15 protein-coding genes are annotated in these 16,612 nt (G+C 36.0%); 7 read left to right on the top strand and 8 right to left on the bottom strand.

Features of this window, described 5'->3' with window-relative positions:
- Positions 1 to 18: 18 nt before the first annotated feature.
- The gene (locus QQS39_RS09010; RefSeq protein WP_265576325.1) at positions 19 to 1,107 is read right to left on the bottom strand and encodes a linear amide C-N hydrolase; all 1,089 of its coding nucleotides are present in this window, start codon (positions 1,105 to 1,107) and stop codon (positions 19 to 21) included.
- 102 nt (positions 1,108 to 1,209) lie between these two features.
- On the opposite strand from QQS39_RS09010, the gene QQS39_RS09005 reads away from it, so the two are divergent.
- Positions 1,210 to 1,623, top strand: coding sequence for a DUF6122 family protein (locus QQS39_RS09005; RefSeq protein ID WP_151435102.1), 414 nt, complete (start codon positions 1,210 to 1,212; stop codon positions 1,621 to 1,623).
- 41 nt (positions 1,624 to 1,664) lie between these two features.
- Here QQS39_RS09005 and QQS39_RS09000 read toward each other — a convergent pair whose 3' ends face one another.
- Both QQS39_RS09000 and QQS39_RS08995 read right to left on the bottom strand, forming a co-directional pair.
- The gene (locus QQS39_RS09000; RefSeq protein ID WP_151435101.1) at positions 1,665 to 2,096 is read right to left on the bottom strand and encodes a DMT family transporter; all 432 of its coding nucleotides are present in this window, start codon (positions 2,094 to 2,096) and stop codon (positions 1,665 to 1,667) included.
- A 3-nt stretch (positions 2,097 to 2,099) separates the two neighbouring features.
- On the bottom strand, positions 2,100 to 2,555 hold the full coding sequence (locus tag QQS39_RS08995) for a DMT family transporter (RefSeq protein WP_151435100.1): 456 nt from the start codon (positions 2,553 to 2,555) through the stop codon (positions 2,100 to 2,102).
- Positions 2,556 to 2,653: 98 nt separating this feature from the next.
- Between QQS39_RS08995 and QQS39_RS08990 the strand changes: the two genes are divergently transcribed.
- Positions 2,654 to 3,586, top strand: a complete 933-nt coding sequence (locus QQS39_RS08990) for a LysR family transcriptional regulator (protein WP_151435099.1) — start codon at positions 2,654 to 2,656, stop codon at positions 3,584 to 3,586.
- Here the strand turns inward: QQS39_RS08990 and QQS39_RS08985 are convergent.
- Positions 3,578 to 4,054: a hypothetical protein gene (locus QQS39_RS08985; protein WP_285805796.1), complete on the bottom strand. Its 477-nt coding sequence runs from the start codon at positions 4,052 to 4,054 to the stop codon at positions 3,578 to 3,580. The genes QQS39_RS08990 and QQS39_RS08985 overlap by 9 nt on opposite strands.
- 202 nt (positions 4,055 to 4,256) lie before the next feature.
- Here QQS39_RS08985 and yegD point away from each other — a divergent pair, with 202 nt between their 5' ends.
- The 3 genes from yegD (at position 4,257) to QQS39_RS08970 (ending at position 7,399) form a co-directional block, all read left to right on the top strand.
- Positions 4,257 to 5,609: a molecular chaperone gene (yegD, locus tag QQS39_RS08980; protein ID WP_285805795.1), complete on the top strand. Its 1,353-nt coding sequence runs from the start codon at positions 4,257 to 4,259 to the stop codon at positions 5,607 to 5,609.
- A gap of 328 nt (positions 5,610 to 5,937) precedes the next feature.
- Positions 5,938 to 6,963, top strand: coding sequence for a threonine aldolase family protein (locus QQS39_RS08975; protein WP_285805794.1), 1,026 nt, complete (start codon positions 5,938 to 5,940; stop codon positions 6,961 to 6,963).
- Positions 6,964 to 7,135: 172 nt separating this feature from the next.
- Entirely contained in the window at positions 7,136 to 7,399 is a 264-nt protein-coding gene (locus QQS39_RS08970) for a YjbD family protein (protein WP_023582219.1), read from the top strand.
- Between the two features lie 113 nt (positions 7,400 to 7,512).
- Here QQS39_RS08970 and xylB read toward each other — a convergent pair whose 3' ends face one another.
- The 4 genes from xylB to QQS39_RS08950 form a co-directional block, all read right to left on the bottom strand.
- Positions 7,513 to 8,967, bottom strand: a complete 1,455-nt coding sequence (xylB, locus tag QQS39_RS08965) for a xylulokinase (RefSeq protein WP_285805793.1) — start codon at positions 8,965 to 8,967, stop codon at positions 7,513 to 7,515.
- A gap of 72 nt (positions 8,968 to 9,039) precedes the next feature.
- On the bottom strand, positions 9,040 to 10,356 hold the full coding sequence (xylA, locus tag QQS39_RS08960; RefSeq protein ID WP_285805792.1) for a xylose isomerase: 1,317 nt from the start codon (positions 10,354 to 10,356) through the stop codon (positions 9,040 to 9,042).
- 10 nt (positions 10,357 to 10,366) lie between these two features.
- Positions 10,367 to 11,842 carry a Na+/H+ antiporter NhaC gene (nhaC, locus tag QQS39_RS08955; protein ID WP_088495624.1) on the bottom strand — a complete coding sequence of 492 codons (1,476 nt, stop codon included), beginning with the start codon at positions 11,840 to 11,842 and terminating at the stop codon, positions 10,367 to 10,369.
- A gap of 6 nt (positions 11,843 to 11,848) precedes the next feature.
- Complete coding sequence (locus QQS39_RS08950) at positions 11,849 to 13,018, bottom strand: MalY/PatB family protein (protein WP_196571293.1); 1,170 nt, start codon at positions 13,016 to 13,018, stop codon at positions 11,849 to 11,851.
- A 188-nt stretch (positions 13,019 to 13,206) separates the two neighbouring features.
- Here QQS39_RS08950 and QQS39_RS08945 point away from each other — a divergent pair, with 188 nt between their 5' ends.
- Together QQS39_RS08945 and QQS39_RS08940 are read left to right on the top strand one after the other, a co-directional pair.
- Entirely contained in the window at positions 13,207 to 14,373 is a 1,167-nt protein-coding gene (locus QQS39_RS08945) for a XylR family transcriptional regulator (protein ID WP_151435091.1), read from the top strand.
- 108 nt (positions 14,374 to 14,481) lie between these two features.
- The gene (locus QQS39_RS08940) at positions 14,482 to 16,611 is read left to right on the top strand and encodes an NACHT domain-containing protein (RefSeq protein WP_285805791.1); all 2,130 of its coding nucleotides are present in this window, start codon (positions 14,482 to 14,484) and stop codon (positions 16,609 to 16,611) included.
- Position 16,612 lies beyond the last annotated feature (1 nt).

Raw genomic sequence — 16,612 nt, 5'->3', positions numbered from 1 at the left:
TAACGTAACGATGAAAGATTATTTATTCAAGTTAATCTGTTCAAAAACAGGTTTATTCATATCTTTAAACTGTGAAAGAGAATATTCGGTATAGTTGAAATCGTTATAGCCTCTTATTTTCATTACACCATTTGTTAAATCAGATAACGTTGTCCAAACAGTGTATTCCGTTTGCGGTTGATTATTGGTGCTTTGACTTTCTCCCATGATATCAACCGTGATATTTTTTGTTCTATCAAAGCGATTCATAATGTGTGCAAGGGTATTCATCGCTTCAGGTGTCGATTTGGCTGTTGGTGCGTAGGTTGAAAAATAAACCGCGCGAATAAAACGACCGACAGACGTATCTGATGAAGGTAATTGAGATGTTGCAATGCCGCTATCAGGCTGTACCACATTGATATTAGCCAATTTACCTGAAGATTTATCAATATTAGTTAATTGACTATAATTATTAAGGTTAGTTAAATGCCAAGGAAAGTCTGGACCATTTGTCATTACACGGGTTGGATTTTGATAAACGTGTAATTTACCGTTTGTGGCTTCAACGACAATACTGCCACCTTTTTTATCATAGAAGGCATAGTGAAAAGGCGATTTTAGATTGCCAAAGTTTTTTAACACGGGGGCCCAAAAATAACCTGACTCAACCGCTTTTTGTACTTCTTCAACTGTTGAAAAATTAGCTAAAGCCCATTCACCTATCGAAGTGACGGGAATAGCTTTATCATAATCCTTTTTATCAAGCGGTGATAATTCAGCTTCTGTTATCATATTGGCGCTAAATGACAAACCTGCACTATTTAAACCTTGTAATAAGTTATGATCATCGCCGTCAAAAAAGATATCTGTTGTAACGGCTAATATGTCATATTTATTGCTATAACTTAGGCTATTTTCACCATTAGGAGCTTTTTTTGTGAATTGTGTATTTTTAGGATAAAAAGTAACCCATGAAGGTAAATCTTCCGTCAGTTCAAGTGTTCTACCTTGGTAAACGTTATTATTTTTATCAAGTATAGCCAAACTAGAGCAGGCTTCACTCGCTACCGAAACAACAAGTAATGAGGATAATAAACCAACCAATATTTTATTACGTTTCATTATAAATTCCTTAATTAAAAAACTACTTTAAAGTTAGTTCAAATAAAGGATATGACAACTATTTGGCAATTAAATAACAAATATTTTTAGAACATTGGGGATCTTGTGATACTTGAAATTGTTAGAACACTTTTACATTACAGTTTACACTTTTTAGCACCTATTTTATTAGGCTATCTTTTCTGGCGTAAGAATTGGAAGATAGCCTCATTGCTTATGATAGGAACAATGGCTATTGATATTGACCATTTGTTAGCAACACCTATTTTTGATCCCAACCGTTGTAGCGTAGGTTTTCACCCATTACATACTGGTTGGGCTGCCTTAGCTTACTTAGGCATAGGATTTTTACCATCATGGAAATTTAAAGCCATTGCGGTAGGGTGTTTATTTCATTTATTTACCGACTCGGTTGACTGCTATTTAGGTGGATTAAAACCAAATTTAGCAATCACGATGAGTTGTGATAAAAATCACTTTATATCTAATTTAAATAACAACTTTATTATCCAAGAATAGAAATAAATTTAATTTTCCCTTTAATTTTTTATTTGGATTTTTTATTTGGATTGCTTAGTAAATTTAATTAACACACCACCGATAATCAGCAAAACACCTATTATTTGCAATAGTAGGTTATTGCTTCCAACACCACTAAATATATCAATAACCAGACTTGAGATCATTTGCCCACAAATAGCTAAAACAGACGTTAACATCACACCCAATAGCGGTAATACGTAGCTATTAATGACAACAAAGAACGCACCAATAATACCACCAGCGAAGGCAATTAAAGGGATCGTTGAGAGTTCAATAGAGTGGTAATCTTTTATCCATAAAACGAAAATAGTTAAAAATATAAAGCCAACTAAGTGATTGATTAAAGAGCTATAAAAAGCATTGCTATTTTGTGCTAGTTTACCATTTAAAGTACGGCTTGTTACAATACAAACACCATTAAATAATGCAATTAAAATAAAAACACTCATTAGTTATCTACCTATAATTAATAATGCACTACCAGAAATAAGTAAAAAGCACATAAATAAATCACGTAAGGTAATTTTTCTTTTTTCAACCCCAAACCATCCCATTGCATCAACAATAACGCTAAAAAGAATTTGTCCTGTAATCATTAAAATAATGCTACCAGAAAGCGACAATGCACTATTTACTGTAATTGCAGCTAATAACACCGTAAATGCTCCAGGGATACCACCTAAATACCATAGGATTTTTATTTTATTATTGTTTTTTTTGCTCTGTTGATTCTTTCTTAAATATAAAATATATATAATTAAAGAGAAAATAGCCCCTATACCGTGTGTTATCCATGATGCGGTTAATGGCGTTGTAAAACTGGCCAAGTAGCTATTACTCATAATCATTAATGAAAGTAAAACACCAGAAAAAATTGCAATAAGAGAGAGAATATACTTGTTATTCATAATATTAAGTCTATATAAATCATTTTTTGTGTGGATTTAAAATATTCCTTTTCGAGAATACTGGCAAGAAAACACACTGTTTACTCTAGGTTGACAATATGAATGATATGAATGTCTTTCCCATCCTGATTGCTGTAGCTGAACACTTAAGTATTACCAAAGCTGCCAAAACATTAAATATGACAAAATCGGCAGTCAGTAAGGCTATCCAAGGTATAGAAGAGAAGTTAGGTGTACGCTTATTTCATCGAACGACAAGAAGTGTCAGTTTAACTGAAGAGGGAATTGTTTATATTGGTTATATTCGAGAGTCTTATAATTTAGCTGTAATGGCAGAAGAGGCTGTTTCACAATTTAGCGATAAAGCAAAAGGTAGCATTAAAATTTCGGCTCCTATGTCATTTGGTACGTTACATATTGCTAAGATAATGCCTTTATTTATGCAGAAATACCCCGAGCTGGATGTACAACTTTTATTTGATGACAAAGTAACGGATTTAGTCGCAGAAGGATACGATCTTGCAATTAGAATTGGTGAATTACCCGATTCATCATTAATAGCACGTCAATTATCACCTTGTTATAGCCAGCTTTACGCCTCTTCAGAATATCTTGATAAATATGGTGAACCCATGCAAGTTTCTGAGCTAAAAAATCACAATTGCTTATCGTATTCATTATATCAAGCTGGCATGGAGTGGATTTTTTATCAAAAAGGTAAAAAATATAGCCATATTCCTAAAGGTAGCTATCGTGTTAATAACAGCGAGGCATTATTACAAGCTGTTTTACAAGGGATAGGTATCGCCTTACTTCCACATTTTATTACTCACACAGACTTATCAAACACAAATAAAAAGCTTATTCCTATTTTGACATCCTTTGATTTACCTGAGCACTTTATTTATGCAGTTTATCCTGACAAGAAAAACCTTCCTCGCAAGATAACGCTATTTGTTGATTTCTTAAAAGAACAATTCGGTGCAAATAGCGACTACCAACGCAACATCGAAAGAAAATCATCACAATAAACGGTTATCATCGCCGAAAAAGTCATCGGCTAGCCACTGTGCTACGGTTTTAGTATTAATTTGATTTGCTTGTAGCTTTTCAATCGCAAAATATTCCGGGAATGAGGCATCAGATCCTTCATACTCTTTTTCGAGTTGTTCTACTTTGGCGAGCGCATTTTCATAGTTATCAAAAATGGCTTCAATATCACGATAGATCTGCCCAAAACCTTCACTAAACCGTGAAACAGGGTAATAAAAATCGGAAAGGGGGATATCACAGCTAAAACTGTTTAATTTCACATCTTCGATTTCTATCCATCGCTCTTTTTCAGTGAGCACTTTAACTTGATTGCCTTCGCTTTGATTATCTTTAATAAATGTCGCTTTTGCTTTTTGAGCTGCATCTTCATTATCAAAAGCCCCTAAAATAAAATTAGGTCCTTCGTAACCCGAAATTCCAACTATACACAAGTAAATTGTATTCATATTTTTTTACTCTTTCCCAAGACAAACCTTTTAGATGATTTTACAACCATTATTAATATCATTTCAGGCATTATAAGCCTCTAATATGCTGCATGACTTCACTTATTTTCTCTCTTTTTAGCCACATAATCTGGTGGTAATTACAAAAAGCTTGATGTAGAGTGCTCAGTCTTTTTTTAATGAAGTCTATTGGGGAGGCTGAATGTTTATTGGCTTTGACTACGGAACATCAAATTGTTCTGTTGCAATTATGAAAGAGGGAAAACCGACTCTTTTGCCTTTAGAAGGTAATGATGTGTATATTCCATCAACCCTTTGTGCGCCAACCCGTGAATCTGTTTCTGAGCACTTATTTCGCCATTTAAATATTAAACCTTCCAGTGAAGTTGGCGAACAATTACTAAGAAAGTCGATCGCGTTTAATCGAGAAGAAGATATTGAATTAGTTCCTGAAGATATTCTCTTCGGACAATCTGCATTAAGTTTATACCTACGTGATCCTCGTGATGTCTATTACGTTAAATCACCTAAATCCTTCTTAGGTGCTTCAGGGCTACATGATATACAAATTAGCTTCTTTGAAGATTTAGTTTGCGCCATGATGGCAAATATTAAGCACCAAGCAGAAAAAAGCACACAAGAAGCGATCACAGATACCGTTATCGGCAAACCTATTAACTTTAATGGGTTAGGTGGCGATGCTTCAAATAGGCAAGCTGAAAGTATTCTTATCCGTGCAGCTAAAAGAGCTGGCTTTAAGAATATTATGTTTGAATTTGAACCTGTTGCTGCCGGGCTTGAATATGAATCGACGTTAACTAAAGACCAAACTGTATTAGTCGTTGATATTGGGGGTGGTACAACTGACTGCTCATTAATTCAAATGGGGCCGAGTTATCAAGGCAAAACCGACCGTTCAAACACATTACTTGCCCATAGTGGACAACGTGTTGGTGGTAATGATCTTGATATTTACCTTGCTTTTAAACAGCTTATGCCTTTATTTGGTATGACAGGATTAACGTCTTCAGGTATTAAATTACCGCTGAAACAGTTTTGGGACCCTATTGCGATTAATAATGTAGAAGCACAAAAAGAATTTTATTCTCGTCAAAACCTTGCTGTATTAAATCAGCTAAGACGGGATGCAAAAGAGCCTGAAAAAATATCGCGCCTTATTGAAGTCTATAATGAAACATTAGGTTACAGCATTGTTCGTCGTGCTGAAGAAGCTAAAATCGCTTTATCAGATTCTCCTGAGTATATTGCTAATATCGCATTATTAAGTGAAACCTTAGAATTAACCATTGAACGCGATCAGATGGTTGAATCTATTGAATCGCCAAAAAGTAAAATGATTGAATTGGTTAATGATGTGGTAAAACAAGGGAGAATAAAACCGGACGCTATCTTTATGACTGGAGGTTCGGCACGTTCGCCTATTTTATGCCAAGCAATAGAACAACAGTTACCCAATGTTCCTATTGTTAAAGGTAATGACTTTGGCTCTGTCACCGCCGGATTGGCGCGTTGGGGCGAGGTTTGCTTTAAATAATTAATATCAAATAATGGGTTTTAAATAACCGGCATTTTCAATATATTAAAACGCTTTACATTCAATCTTTGTATTGATTAGATGTGGGGCGTTTTTCTTTATAAACACGATAAAAACACAGCACCCGATCTAAATACATTAAAAATACTTCACATTTGATATTATATTTTTTAGGTAATAGGCTTCTTTTCTATTTAAATCACAATAAAAACACAAAACCACAACAGAATACATTAATATTTCTTTACATTTAATCGTTATATTGATTAGATGTGAGGCGTTTTTTGTATAAAACACGATAAAAATACAATATTCGACAGGAGAACACATGTACCGCTTCCAAAATGATTATAATGAAATTGCACATCCTACGGTTATTAAGGCAATCACTGATACAATTGGGCAACGCTATGATGGATATGGGATGGATACGCTTTGTCATCAAGCTACGCAATTAATAAAACAGCGTATTCAACAACCTGATGCGGATATTCATTTTTTTAATGGTGGCACCATTACAAATTTAACCGCTATCTCTCATTTTTTACGTCCATACCAAGCTGTTATTTCTGTCAGTACTGGGCATATTGCGACACATGAAACCGGTGCCATTGAAGCAACAGGGCATAAAGTTATCACTACATTTTCGGCTGATGGCAAATTAACACCTGCTCTATTAAAACCTATTCTTGCTGAGCATAATGATGAACATGGGGTTCAACCTAAGCTTGTTTATATAACGAATGCCACAGAAATTGGTACGGTTTATCGTAAAGATGAGTTACAAGCGCTACGTAACTTCTGTAACGAACATAATTTGTGGTTATATCTTGATGGCGCCCGTTTAGCAGCCGGATTAATGTCTGCGCAAAGTGATCTAACTATCGAAGATATCGCCAACTTAACCGATGCTTTTTATATTGGAGGCACTAAAATCGGTGCAATGTCAGCTGAAACGCTAGTAATTTGTCATCCAGCATTAAAATCTGATTTCCGTTTTAGCTTAAAACAAAAGGGTGGATTACAAGCGAAAGGTTGGTTATTAGGCGCGCAATTTGAAGCTTTATTTAAAGATGATCTCTATTTTAAATTAGGCAAACACCTTAATGAAATGGCGTCACAATTAGCCGCATTCTTTACTACACAAGGTTTTGAGTTTTTAGCGCCACCGGAATCTAACCAAGTTTTTGTTATTTTACCAAACACAATTGCAGAAAAATTAACACAGCAGTTTGTTTTTCATCGTGTTTTACTTGAAGATCCTAATTTGAGTTGTTTACGTCTTTGTACTTCTTGGGCAACAACACAGCAAGACATTGATGAATTTAAAACAGCATTTCTTCAATTAGTTTAAAATTTCAGTCTATATTCAGCTCTTATTTTTATGCATTACACGCTTATTAAGTGTGTAATGCATTTTCGATATAATCAGAATTTAATTACCTTAAATCTAAACATAATGATGGAGAGGTGCATTAATAATGTTATATTAATACTTCCTCTCTCAACATAGGTAGGGTAAAAGAATGAAGAAATTGACACTCCAAGAGATGACAGATGCCCAACAAATGCGAGTAAAAACCAGAATAGGTCAAGAGAGAAAGAAATTAGGGCGTGAATTAACCAATGCTGAAATGAATAAAGTCAAAGACTCCATTATTACCGAAATCTCCCTCGAAGTTGAAAAAGCCACCAAAAAAGCACAAGCCCTCAAGAAAAAACAGAAATTAGCTCCTAGTGATGAAACCTACAGTTGGTCAGCCAAAAACCATACTCGGGGATATCGTTAATTTTTTGCCTTGCTAATTAATTCGATGACTAGCAAGGAGTTACCTAAACACAAAAAAATAGCGCCAATCCTTTAAAGATGGCGCTATTTTTCCCTGATGTTGATGCAATATTGCTATATTTCCATTGTTTCAATTAATGAATATAGCTTTTTAAAAGCATGATATTTTTTTTCGTATATTTTGTGTTTTTCTAAATTAGGTGTATGACGTTTTTCAAGCTTAGGTTGAGAAAGAATAACCTGTGATGAATGAGCAGGGTTTACCGCTAATTGTGCGAGCCTTGCTGCACCAAGTGCAGGGCCGACATCACCGCCTTGACGATAATCGAGGGTTTTTCCTGTAATGTCTGCCAGAAGTTGTCGCCAATATTCACTTCTAGCACCACCACCAATTAATGTAATATTATCAGCTAATTGCCCCGCATTTTCTGCAACTTCAATCCCTTGTCGTAACGCAAAACTTACACCTTCAAGAACCGCTTGGCATAAGTCAGCCCGTTGATGCTCATGGGTTAATCCCCAAAAGACACCTTTCGCATTAGGGTTGTTATATGGTGTCCGTTCACCTGAAAGATAAGGTAAAAACAGGAGAGGGCTATCAGCAAAAGTCGCGTGTTCCACTTCTTCAAACATCGCACCGACATCCTCGATCCCTGTTAATTGGCACACCCAATCAAGACATGATGCAGCACTTAGCATCACTGACATTAAATGCCAAGTCTTGGGTAATGCATGACAAAAGCTGTGTACTGCATTATCACTATTTTGGAGAAACTTTTCGCTAACAACAAAATAAACACCCGAAGTACCTAAAGAGAGCATCGCTTGGCCAGGTTGATAAACACCAACACCAATTGCACCCGCGGCATTATCGCCACCACCCGCAATAATAGGGACTTGTTTCATCTGCCATTTTTTAGCGATATCAGCCAATAGATAGCCTGTTATTTGATTACCTTCAAACAACGTAGGCATTTGGCGACGCGTTAATCCTGTCGCATTTAAAAGCTCTTCACTCCAATCTCGCTTTTGCATGTCTAACCAAAGCGTGCCGGCTGAATCTGACATATCACTGGCGAAATTACCGCTCATCTTCCAACGTAAAAAATCTTTAGGTAATAAAACATGTGCAATGCGTTGAAAAACTTCAGGCTCCTGTTCAGCAACCCATTGTAGTTTTGGTGCCGTAAAGCCGGGCATAACTAAGTTACCTGTGATCTTTTTAAACTGAGGATATTGCGCCTCAAGCACTTGGCACTGCTTAAAACTACGACCATCGTTCCATAAGATTGCAGGACGTAGCACCGCTTGTTGAGCATCAAGTAAAACGGCGCCATGCATCTGACCGCTTAATCCAATCGCTTCGATTTTATCCATAGGATAACTTCGTCCAAGCTGAAGAATAGCGTCTTGCGTGGCTTGCCACCATTGCAGTGGATCTTGTTCTGACCATTGAGGGTGAGGGCGTGATATTGCTAAAGAAACAGAATGACTGGCAACAACGTCACCTTGCTCATTCATGATGATCGCTTTAACGCTTGAAGTGCCTAAATCTAGCCCTAAATACATAAAGTTACCTCATGACCTATATCTAATTAATAGACACAGCGGAAAACCCGCTGTGTTATTACATTTATGCAATTAACCAAAAATATAGCGATTCACTAAACTTTCGAGCATTTCTTGGCGTCCACTTTGTAACTGTGGCGCTAATGTATTGTTTTGTGCATATTTCGCCACATCTTCAAGGCTATATTTACCTTGTAAGATATTTTGACCAAACTCTGCACTCCAGCCCGAATAACGCTGTGCCGTAAACTTATCAAGACCACCATCTTGGATCATTCTTGCTGCGATGCGTAATGCCATTGCCATTGTATCCATTCCTGAAATATGCCCATAGAAAAGGTCATATTTATCATTACTTTGACGACGAACTTTAGCATCAAAGTTTAAACCACCCGTTGTAAATCCACCTGATTTAAGAATTTCATACATCACAAGTGCATTTTCTTCTACGCTATTTGGGAATTGGTCTGTATCCCAACCTAATTGTGGATCGCCACGGTTAGCATCAACAGAGCCTAAAATCCCTAACGCAATGGCAGTCGCAATTTCATGATGGAAGCTATGTCCTGCTAATGTTGCGTGGTTGGCTTCAATGTTTACTTTGACTTCTTTTTCAAGACCAAACTGTTTTAAGAAACCATAAACAGTCGCAGTATCATAGTCATACTGGTGTTTTGTCGGCTCTTGTGGTTTGGGTTCAATCAGTAATGTACCTTGGAAACCAATTTTATGTTTGTGTTCAACAACCATCTGCATAAAACGGCCAATTTGCTCTCTTTCTTGGCGTAAATCTGTATTTAACAGTGTTTCATAGCCTTCACGCCCGCCCCATAATACATAGTTTTCGCCACCCAGTGTTTTTGTCGCTTTCATCGCTTCACAGACTTGTGTCGCAGCCCATGCAAAAACGTCAGGATCTGGATTGGTTGCTGCACCTGCACCATAACGAGGATTAGTGAAGCAGTTTGCTGTTCCCCATAATAACTTAACGTTGGTTTCTTCTTGTTTTTTCGCTAATACATCAGTGATTGCCGCCATATTAGAGATATATTCATTGATGTTATTACCTTCAGAAATAACATCGACATCATGAAAACAGTAGAAAGGAACATTGAGTTTATGAAAGAACTCAAAGGCTACATCGGCTTTGCGTTTTGCTTGTTCTAAGGCTTCACCCGGAGTTTGCCACGGTCTATCAAAAGTACCGATACCGAACATATCAGAACCATTCCAACAGAAATTATGCCAATAACAAGCCGCAAATCTTAGGTGATCTTCCATTCGTTTACCTAAAATAATCTCATCAGGATTATAGTAACGAAACGCTAATGGGTTATCGCTTGTTGTGCCTTCATATTGAATTTGTTCAATTTTATCAAAGTAAGACATGGAACCGTCCTTATTTAGTATCAAGTTGTAATTCTGAATGTGATTCAAGCTCAGCAGTCATCTCTTCCTGCTCTTCTGGTGTTAATTTGGCAATGCCAAAGCCCGTGAAACCCCACAGCATGGCAAAGAAGATGCCACTCCAGCACAATACAGCCCAAGGTAAGTAACTTAAGGTTGCAACACCTAACGTACCTGCCATATAAGCGCCTGCAGCTGTCCACGGTAAAATAGGTTCAAAGATAGTGGCGGAGTCTTCTACGGTACGAGCTAGGTTTTTAGGGTGTAAACCTCGTTCGATGTAGGCACCGCGTAACATTTCGATAGGAATAAGGATTGAGATTTGTCCATTACAGGTCACGCCAATCATGGTTAGCCCGCAAGCAATTGTGGCTAAGATCATAGAGCCTGTTGAGTGAACCATTTTTAACAATGCATGGACAATCACCTCTAATGCACCACTTAACGATAAAGTACCGGCAAAAGAGAGGGCGCAGAAACAGATAAGCAGGGTGCTCATCATTGAGTTCATGCCACCACGATTTAATAAGTTACCTAATAATTCAGGGACTTCTTTACCTTGGATCATCGAGACATTAAAGCCATCAACTGCACTTTTTACGATGTCATGTAATCCAAAACCTTGAATAAGATAGGCATTAAACATCGCGATTGCAGCAGAAGCTAACATCACGGGGATTGTGGGTTTCTTTGTTACTGAACCATATAAAATCACTAATACAGGAATGAGAAGGATCAGATTGAAGTTATAAACACTCTCAAGACCATTTGTAATTAATGTCACTTTTTCTGGCACACCTTGACCGGCTAAATCACCATTCATGCCATAAACCGTCATTACAATCGCGGTTAAAATCAGAGAAGGTAGCGTGGTATAAAGTAAGTGCCAGATATGCTGATAAAGGTCGATCCTCGCTGCCATTGCGGCAAGATTGGTATCACCTGATAATGGTGATAATTTGTCACCAAAATAAGCACCCGCAACGACGGCACCAGCGGTTGCAGCAAGGTTAGCATCCATACCGACGGCAACGCCCATAAAGGCAACACCGATGGTTCCCGCAGAACCCCATGACGTTCCCGTACAGACTGACACTAATGATGTAACCAATAATGCCGTAACATAAAGCATTTCTGGGCTGATCATTTTTAAGCCGTAATAGATCATCAGTGGAATGGTGCCACCAATCATCCATGTGCCTATTAATAAGCCCACGCTGATTAAAATTAACAATGCGGGCATGGTTTTAGCAATTTTTTGTGAAATTGCCGTTAAGATCTCGTCATAGCGATATCCTAATCGTTTTACTAATAGCGCTGCTACAACTGTGGATAGCACCATTAAAGGCTCTGGTGGTAAATCAAAAGCAGCGTAGCCTCCACCTAATAGCACCACCATGGTGAATATAGGAAAGAGTGATTCGAGTAATGTAGGTGTTCTCGGGCTGTTTATCGTTTGCGTTTTCATTGTAATTTATTCCAAACTGGCGTGAGGTAAGGTACGAATAAGCCGAGTGAAAACGGTTTCTAATATTGAACGAGGTGTCGCGATATTAATGCGGAAAAAACCATCCCCAACCGCACCAAAACCACGCCCCCAACTCATTTCCACTTCAGCTAATGAAACAAACCAATGTTTTAGTTGTTCTTCAGATAACTGCATTTTTTGGTAGTTGATCCATAGCATGTAGGTGCCATGACTTTGAGTGATAACCCAATCAGGAAAGTAACGTTCACATTGTTCTTTTACCCAACGTCGGTTATCAGCAAGGTACGTTTTTAATTCACCAACCCATTGTTGGCCTTGTAAGGTATAAGCTTGTAAAAAAGCGGGAACTGAAAAATAGCCAGGATTATGAATACCCGCAGCAATTAAGCATTGCTTGAATTTTTCACGATATTCAGGATTGGCAATAACTATATTCGCAACTTCAAGACCTGCTAAATTGAATGTTTTAGCGGGAGAAGTACAAATAAAAGAGTGTTGTTCTACATAAGTATTTACTGATGAAATAGGGTGATAAGTTGCGTCATCAAAAACAAAATCGGCATGCACATCATCAGAAATAATAAAAACCTGATATTTTTGTGCAAGTTCCGCTATTTTTAATAAATCACTTTTTTGCCATACTGTTCCTGTTGGATTGTGCGGTGATAGCAAAATAAAGCAGACAGACTGTTTAAACTTATTTTCCAAGTCATCAAAATCAATTTCATAATAGCCGTCACGATAAATCAGCGGGCTTTCTAATAGTTCACGTTGATTGACACAAACAGCATTACTAATAGGATGATAAGCGGGAGATAACGTTGTCACTTTATCGCCCATTTGCGTAAAGTTCTGAATATAAAGTGAAACAGCCTGAATAATACGAGGGCAAAAGACAATTGTCTCAGGGGCAACAACCCACTGATATTGCGTTTTAAACCAATTAGCAGCAACATTATTCCAATCATGGCTCAGGTCGGTATAGCCATAAATGCCTTTAAGATTAAATTGGGTAAGTTCATTAATAATAAAATCAGGCGCAGGAATATCCATATCTGCAACAGATAACGGGATAACATTGGCGTTACTATTACACCATTTTGCGCTATAGGTATTTTGCCTAGAAATTAATTTATTAAAGTTATTCTGATACATGAGAAATCTCCTCGGCAATCGGGTTTAAAAACAAAATACCTGTTGTAATTAACATTGGTTATTCCTATTTTTTACTTTGCCATTACGAAATTTGGCTTGTGTGATAGTAGTCACATAGCAATGAAAGCAAGTTCTTACAAAATTAAAGCTGTGGTTTAATGCCAAACGAGAAAACTAGGTAGCGTAAAATGAAAAAAGATAAATACTTTCGTATTGTGCTGTTATTCAATGCTAATAAAGTGTATGACCGACAAGTTGTTGAAGGTGTTGGAGAATATCTTCAGGCATCACAGTGCCATTGGGATGTATTTATTGAAGAGGATTTTCGTACTCGGCTTGATAATATAAACCATTGGGTTTGTGATGGTATTATTGCAGATTTTGATGATCCAATTATTGCAAAACATTTAAGCCAATTACCATTAGCAGTTATTGGTGTGGGTGGCTCTTATCATCAAGAAGAAAATTATCCATCTGTACCTTATATCGCCACAGATAATTATGAATTAGTCCAGCAAGCTTTTTTACATTTAAAGCAAAAAGGGCTGAAACACTTTGCTTTTTATGGCTTGCCAGCAAAAGATCATCCTCATTGGTCTAATGAACGAGAGCATGCATTTCGTCAATTAGTCACCAGTGAAAAATATCCGGGTATTGTTTATAACGGCATGGATATTACCCAAGAAAATTGGCAACATGCGCAAAACCGTTTATCCGATTGGATACAAACCTTGCCCCCACAAACAGGTATTATTGCGGTAACAGATGCTAGGGCGCGCCATTTACTGCAAGTTTGCGATAATTTAAATATTAATGTGCCTGAAGAGATCAGCATTATTGGTATTGATGATGAAGATATGACGCGTTATTTATCTCGTATTGCATTATCTTCTGTTGTGCAAGGTTCACGACAAATGGGATATTTAGCTGCGAAGTTGTTGCATCAAACGCTGGAAGGGCATGTCACAGAGAAACCGCAAAGAATATTAGTACCACCGGTTAAAATTGTTGAGCGCCGTTCAACAGATTTCCATTCATTTAACGACCCTACCGTTGTACAGGCTATGCATTATATTTATTACAATGCTTGCAAGGGAATAAAAACGGAGCAAGTTTTAGACGCGGTTAATATGTCGCGTTCTAATTTAGAACAGCGATTTAAAAAAGAAATTGGCAAAACAATTCATACCGTTATTTATGAAGAAAAGCTCAAACGCGCTCAAAATTTATTAGCCACCACAACACTGGCGATACAAGAAATATCTGTGATGTGTGGCTATCCATCACTGCAATATTTTTACTCTATCTTTAAAAAAGAATTTGGTATGACACCGAAAGAGTTTAGGGATGAGTAGTACTAAATAAAAAAATATGGCATTATTAATATCTTATTTTTTTAATATAAAAGAAAAAATATTCTCAATACTACCTACATAAACTACATATATTTTATAGGAATATTTATGTTAGATTCCGACCGTCTTATCTCATTATTTAGAAAGTATGGTTTTGAGTATAAAAAAAACGCATCAGGAGCTGGTTATTATGCATTTACATTTAAAGCCGGTTTTTTCCATAATGCTGAATTGGTTTATACTGAAAATGTTAATCTTCAAGAGATGGAAAAAAGTATAAAAGGACTGGACGATATAGGATATTCAACAAAAAAATCTTTTTTTACAGACTTAAAAGATATAGAAAATAATTTATTTGAAGGTTTTTTCAATGTTGATGATTGGAGAATAAGAATTAAAAATGAGTACAATGATTATTGTGAAAAAATGCTATCTATTTTACCTTTTGGTGCGAAAAACTATAACTATGTACATGTTCCATATGAAAAAGAGAACTCCCCCCCAAAACATGAAGAAAATATTATTGAGGATATTTTAAAAGAAATAAAAAAAAATGAATCTAAATTAATTCTTATTGAAGCACCAGCCGGTTTTGGAAAAACCTGTACATCATATGAGATACTTAAAAATTTAGTTGAAACTGAAGGTACTCCACTTCCTTTCTTTACCGAATTTTCGCGAGATCGTCAAGCAAAAGTATTTAGCCATGTCTTTGTTAGGGAAGTCGATCGTAGTTTTCGTACCGTAAAAAGTGATCTTGTTATCGATGAAACAAAAAATGGTAAAATTGTTCTCGTATTAGATGGATTTGATGAGTTATTAAATGAAACCACAATAAATAAAAATAATGATATTGATTTTGAAAAAGCCCAACCAATGTTAGAAACAATAGGTGAACTTCTTACCAATTCAGCTAAAGTTATATTAACATCTCGTCGCACTGCAATTTTTGATGGGGAAGTGTTTCAAGAGTGGAAAAATAAATATAAAGATAATTTTAATGTCATTAGATATAAATTAAGTATACCTGAAGTTAAAGATTGGTTATCTACTGAAAGGATTGATAAGTTAAAATCTCAACATATTGATATAAAAAAATTATCAAACCCAGTATTGCTAGCTTATCTTCGTTCCATCAATGATGAAAACTTTAATGCTCTATGTAGTCAAAGCTCAAAAATTGTAGATCATTATTTTACATCTATGCTTGAAAGAGAAAGAGAACGGCAAGATCTTCTGATGATCCCAGAAAAACAATCTGCTGTCTTATCTAGTATTGCAATGAACATGTGTGAAAATGACTATACGTCAGATAATAAAGAAAAAATAATAAATTTAATTAAAAGCAAAAACACATTGATTCTTGACGAAACAAGGCTTTTATATCCAGGGAAAGATCGCCCTACTATCGATGCATTAGCCAATAAATTAGCCACACATGCATTTTTTGACAGAAGTAATCAAGGTGAAAATAGAATAGAATTTGTTAATGAATTTGTTTTTGGTAATTATATCGCTCGCGGTATCATTGAAAATGATGCTGACGATTGGCTAGCAGCAGATGAACGATTTGTTGAACCAGCAGTACAATCATATTTGCCTCGTAATAATAGTGAACGCCATTTATTATGGAAACGACTTTTAGGAATGAGAGAATTTCTAACGTCTACCGAACATATGAAATATGAATATTTATTAGAACAACATATTGATTTGGATATTTATTCTAGTACAACCATCACAGGCTTGGAGTTTGAAAATACAGTATTTTTTGAGAAGTCAGAAATAAAAAACTCTGTTTTTAACGAGTGTTCTTTTTCAAATAGCGTTTTTAATTTTATAAACTTTCATGATGTTACATTTATTTCTTGCCAATTTTATAATTGTACTTATCCTATGGATTCTAAGCCTTATGATATAAGTTTTCTAAATTGTACAGACAATAACAACCTAATTTTAGATAATGAACAAATTGAAGAGGATATACCTAATGATGATGAATTAAATTTAGAAAGAGAGATATTAGGTAAATTCATGCCATTAGGTTCTAATTCAATCACTAGATTACATATCTATACAGGTGTTTTATATAAAATTGAAGGTTACTCTAGAAGAAATATAACAAAAGCTATTAAAAGACTGAAAGATAAAGAAATTCTTGAAAGTGCAAATAGTAGTTCATTTACTGCGATAAATAAATTTAATGTTGGTGAAGTTAAAAAAATATTAGGACGCTAGA

The organism is Proteus appendicitidis, from assembly GCF_030271835.1.
In the GTDB taxonomy this organism is placed as follows: domain Bacteria; phylum Pseudomonadota; class Gammaproteobacteria; order Enterobacterales; family Enterobacteriaceae; genus Proteus; species Proteus appendicitidis.
This window is presented reverse-complemented; position numbering and strand designations above follow the sequence as displayed.

Coding starts and splice junctions, on each gene's coding strand:
- QQS39_RS08970 (WP_023582219.1), top strand. CDS start 7,136: ATGAAGAAATTGACACTCCAAGAGATGACAGATGCCCAACAAATGCGA.
- QQS39_RS08940 (WP_285805791.1), top strand. CDS start 14,482: ATGTTAGATTCCGACCGTCTTATCTCATTATTTAGAAAGTATGGTTTT.
- QQS39_RS08975 (WP_285805794.1), top strand. CDS start 5,938: ATGTACCGCTTCCAAAATGATTATAATGAAATTGCACATCCTACGGTT.
- QQS39_RS09000 (WP_151435101.1), bottom strand. CDS start 2,096: ATGAGTGTTTTTATTTTAATTGCATTATTTAATGGTGTTTGTATTGTA.
- QQS39_RS08950 (WP_196571293.1), bottom strand. CDS start 13,018: ATGTATCAGAATAACTTTAATAAATTAATTTCTAGGCAAAATACCTAT.
- QQS39_RS08945 (WP_151435091.1), top strand. CDS start 13,207: ATGAAAAAAGATAAATACTTTCGTATTGTGCTGTTATTCAATGCTAAT.
- QQS39_RS08990 (WP_151435099.1), top strand. CDS start 2,654: ATGAATGATATGAATGTCTTTCCCATCCTGATTGCTGTAGCTGAACAC.
- QQS39_RS08985 (WP_285805796.1), bottom strand. CDS start 4,054: ATGAATACAATTTACTTGTGTATAGTTGGAATTTCGGGTTACGAAGGA.
- xylB (WP_285805793.1), bottom strand. CDS start 8,967: ATGTATTTAGGGCTAGATTTAGGCACTTCAAGCGTTAAAGCGATCATC.
- QQS39_RS08995 (WP_151435100.1), bottom strand. CDS start 2,555: ATGAATAACAAGTATATTCTCTCTCTTATTGCAATTTTTTCTGGTGTT.
- yegD (WP_285805795.1), top strand. CDS start 4,257: ATGTTTATTGGCTTTGACTACGGAACATCAAATTGTTCTGTTGCAATT.
- xylA (WP_285805792.1), bottom strand. CDS start 10,356: ATGTCTTACTTTGATAAAATTGAACAAATTCAATATGAAGGCACAACA.
- nhaC (WP_088495624.1), bottom strand. CDS start 11,842: ATGAAAACGCAAACGATAAACAGCCCGAGAACACCTACATTACTCGAA.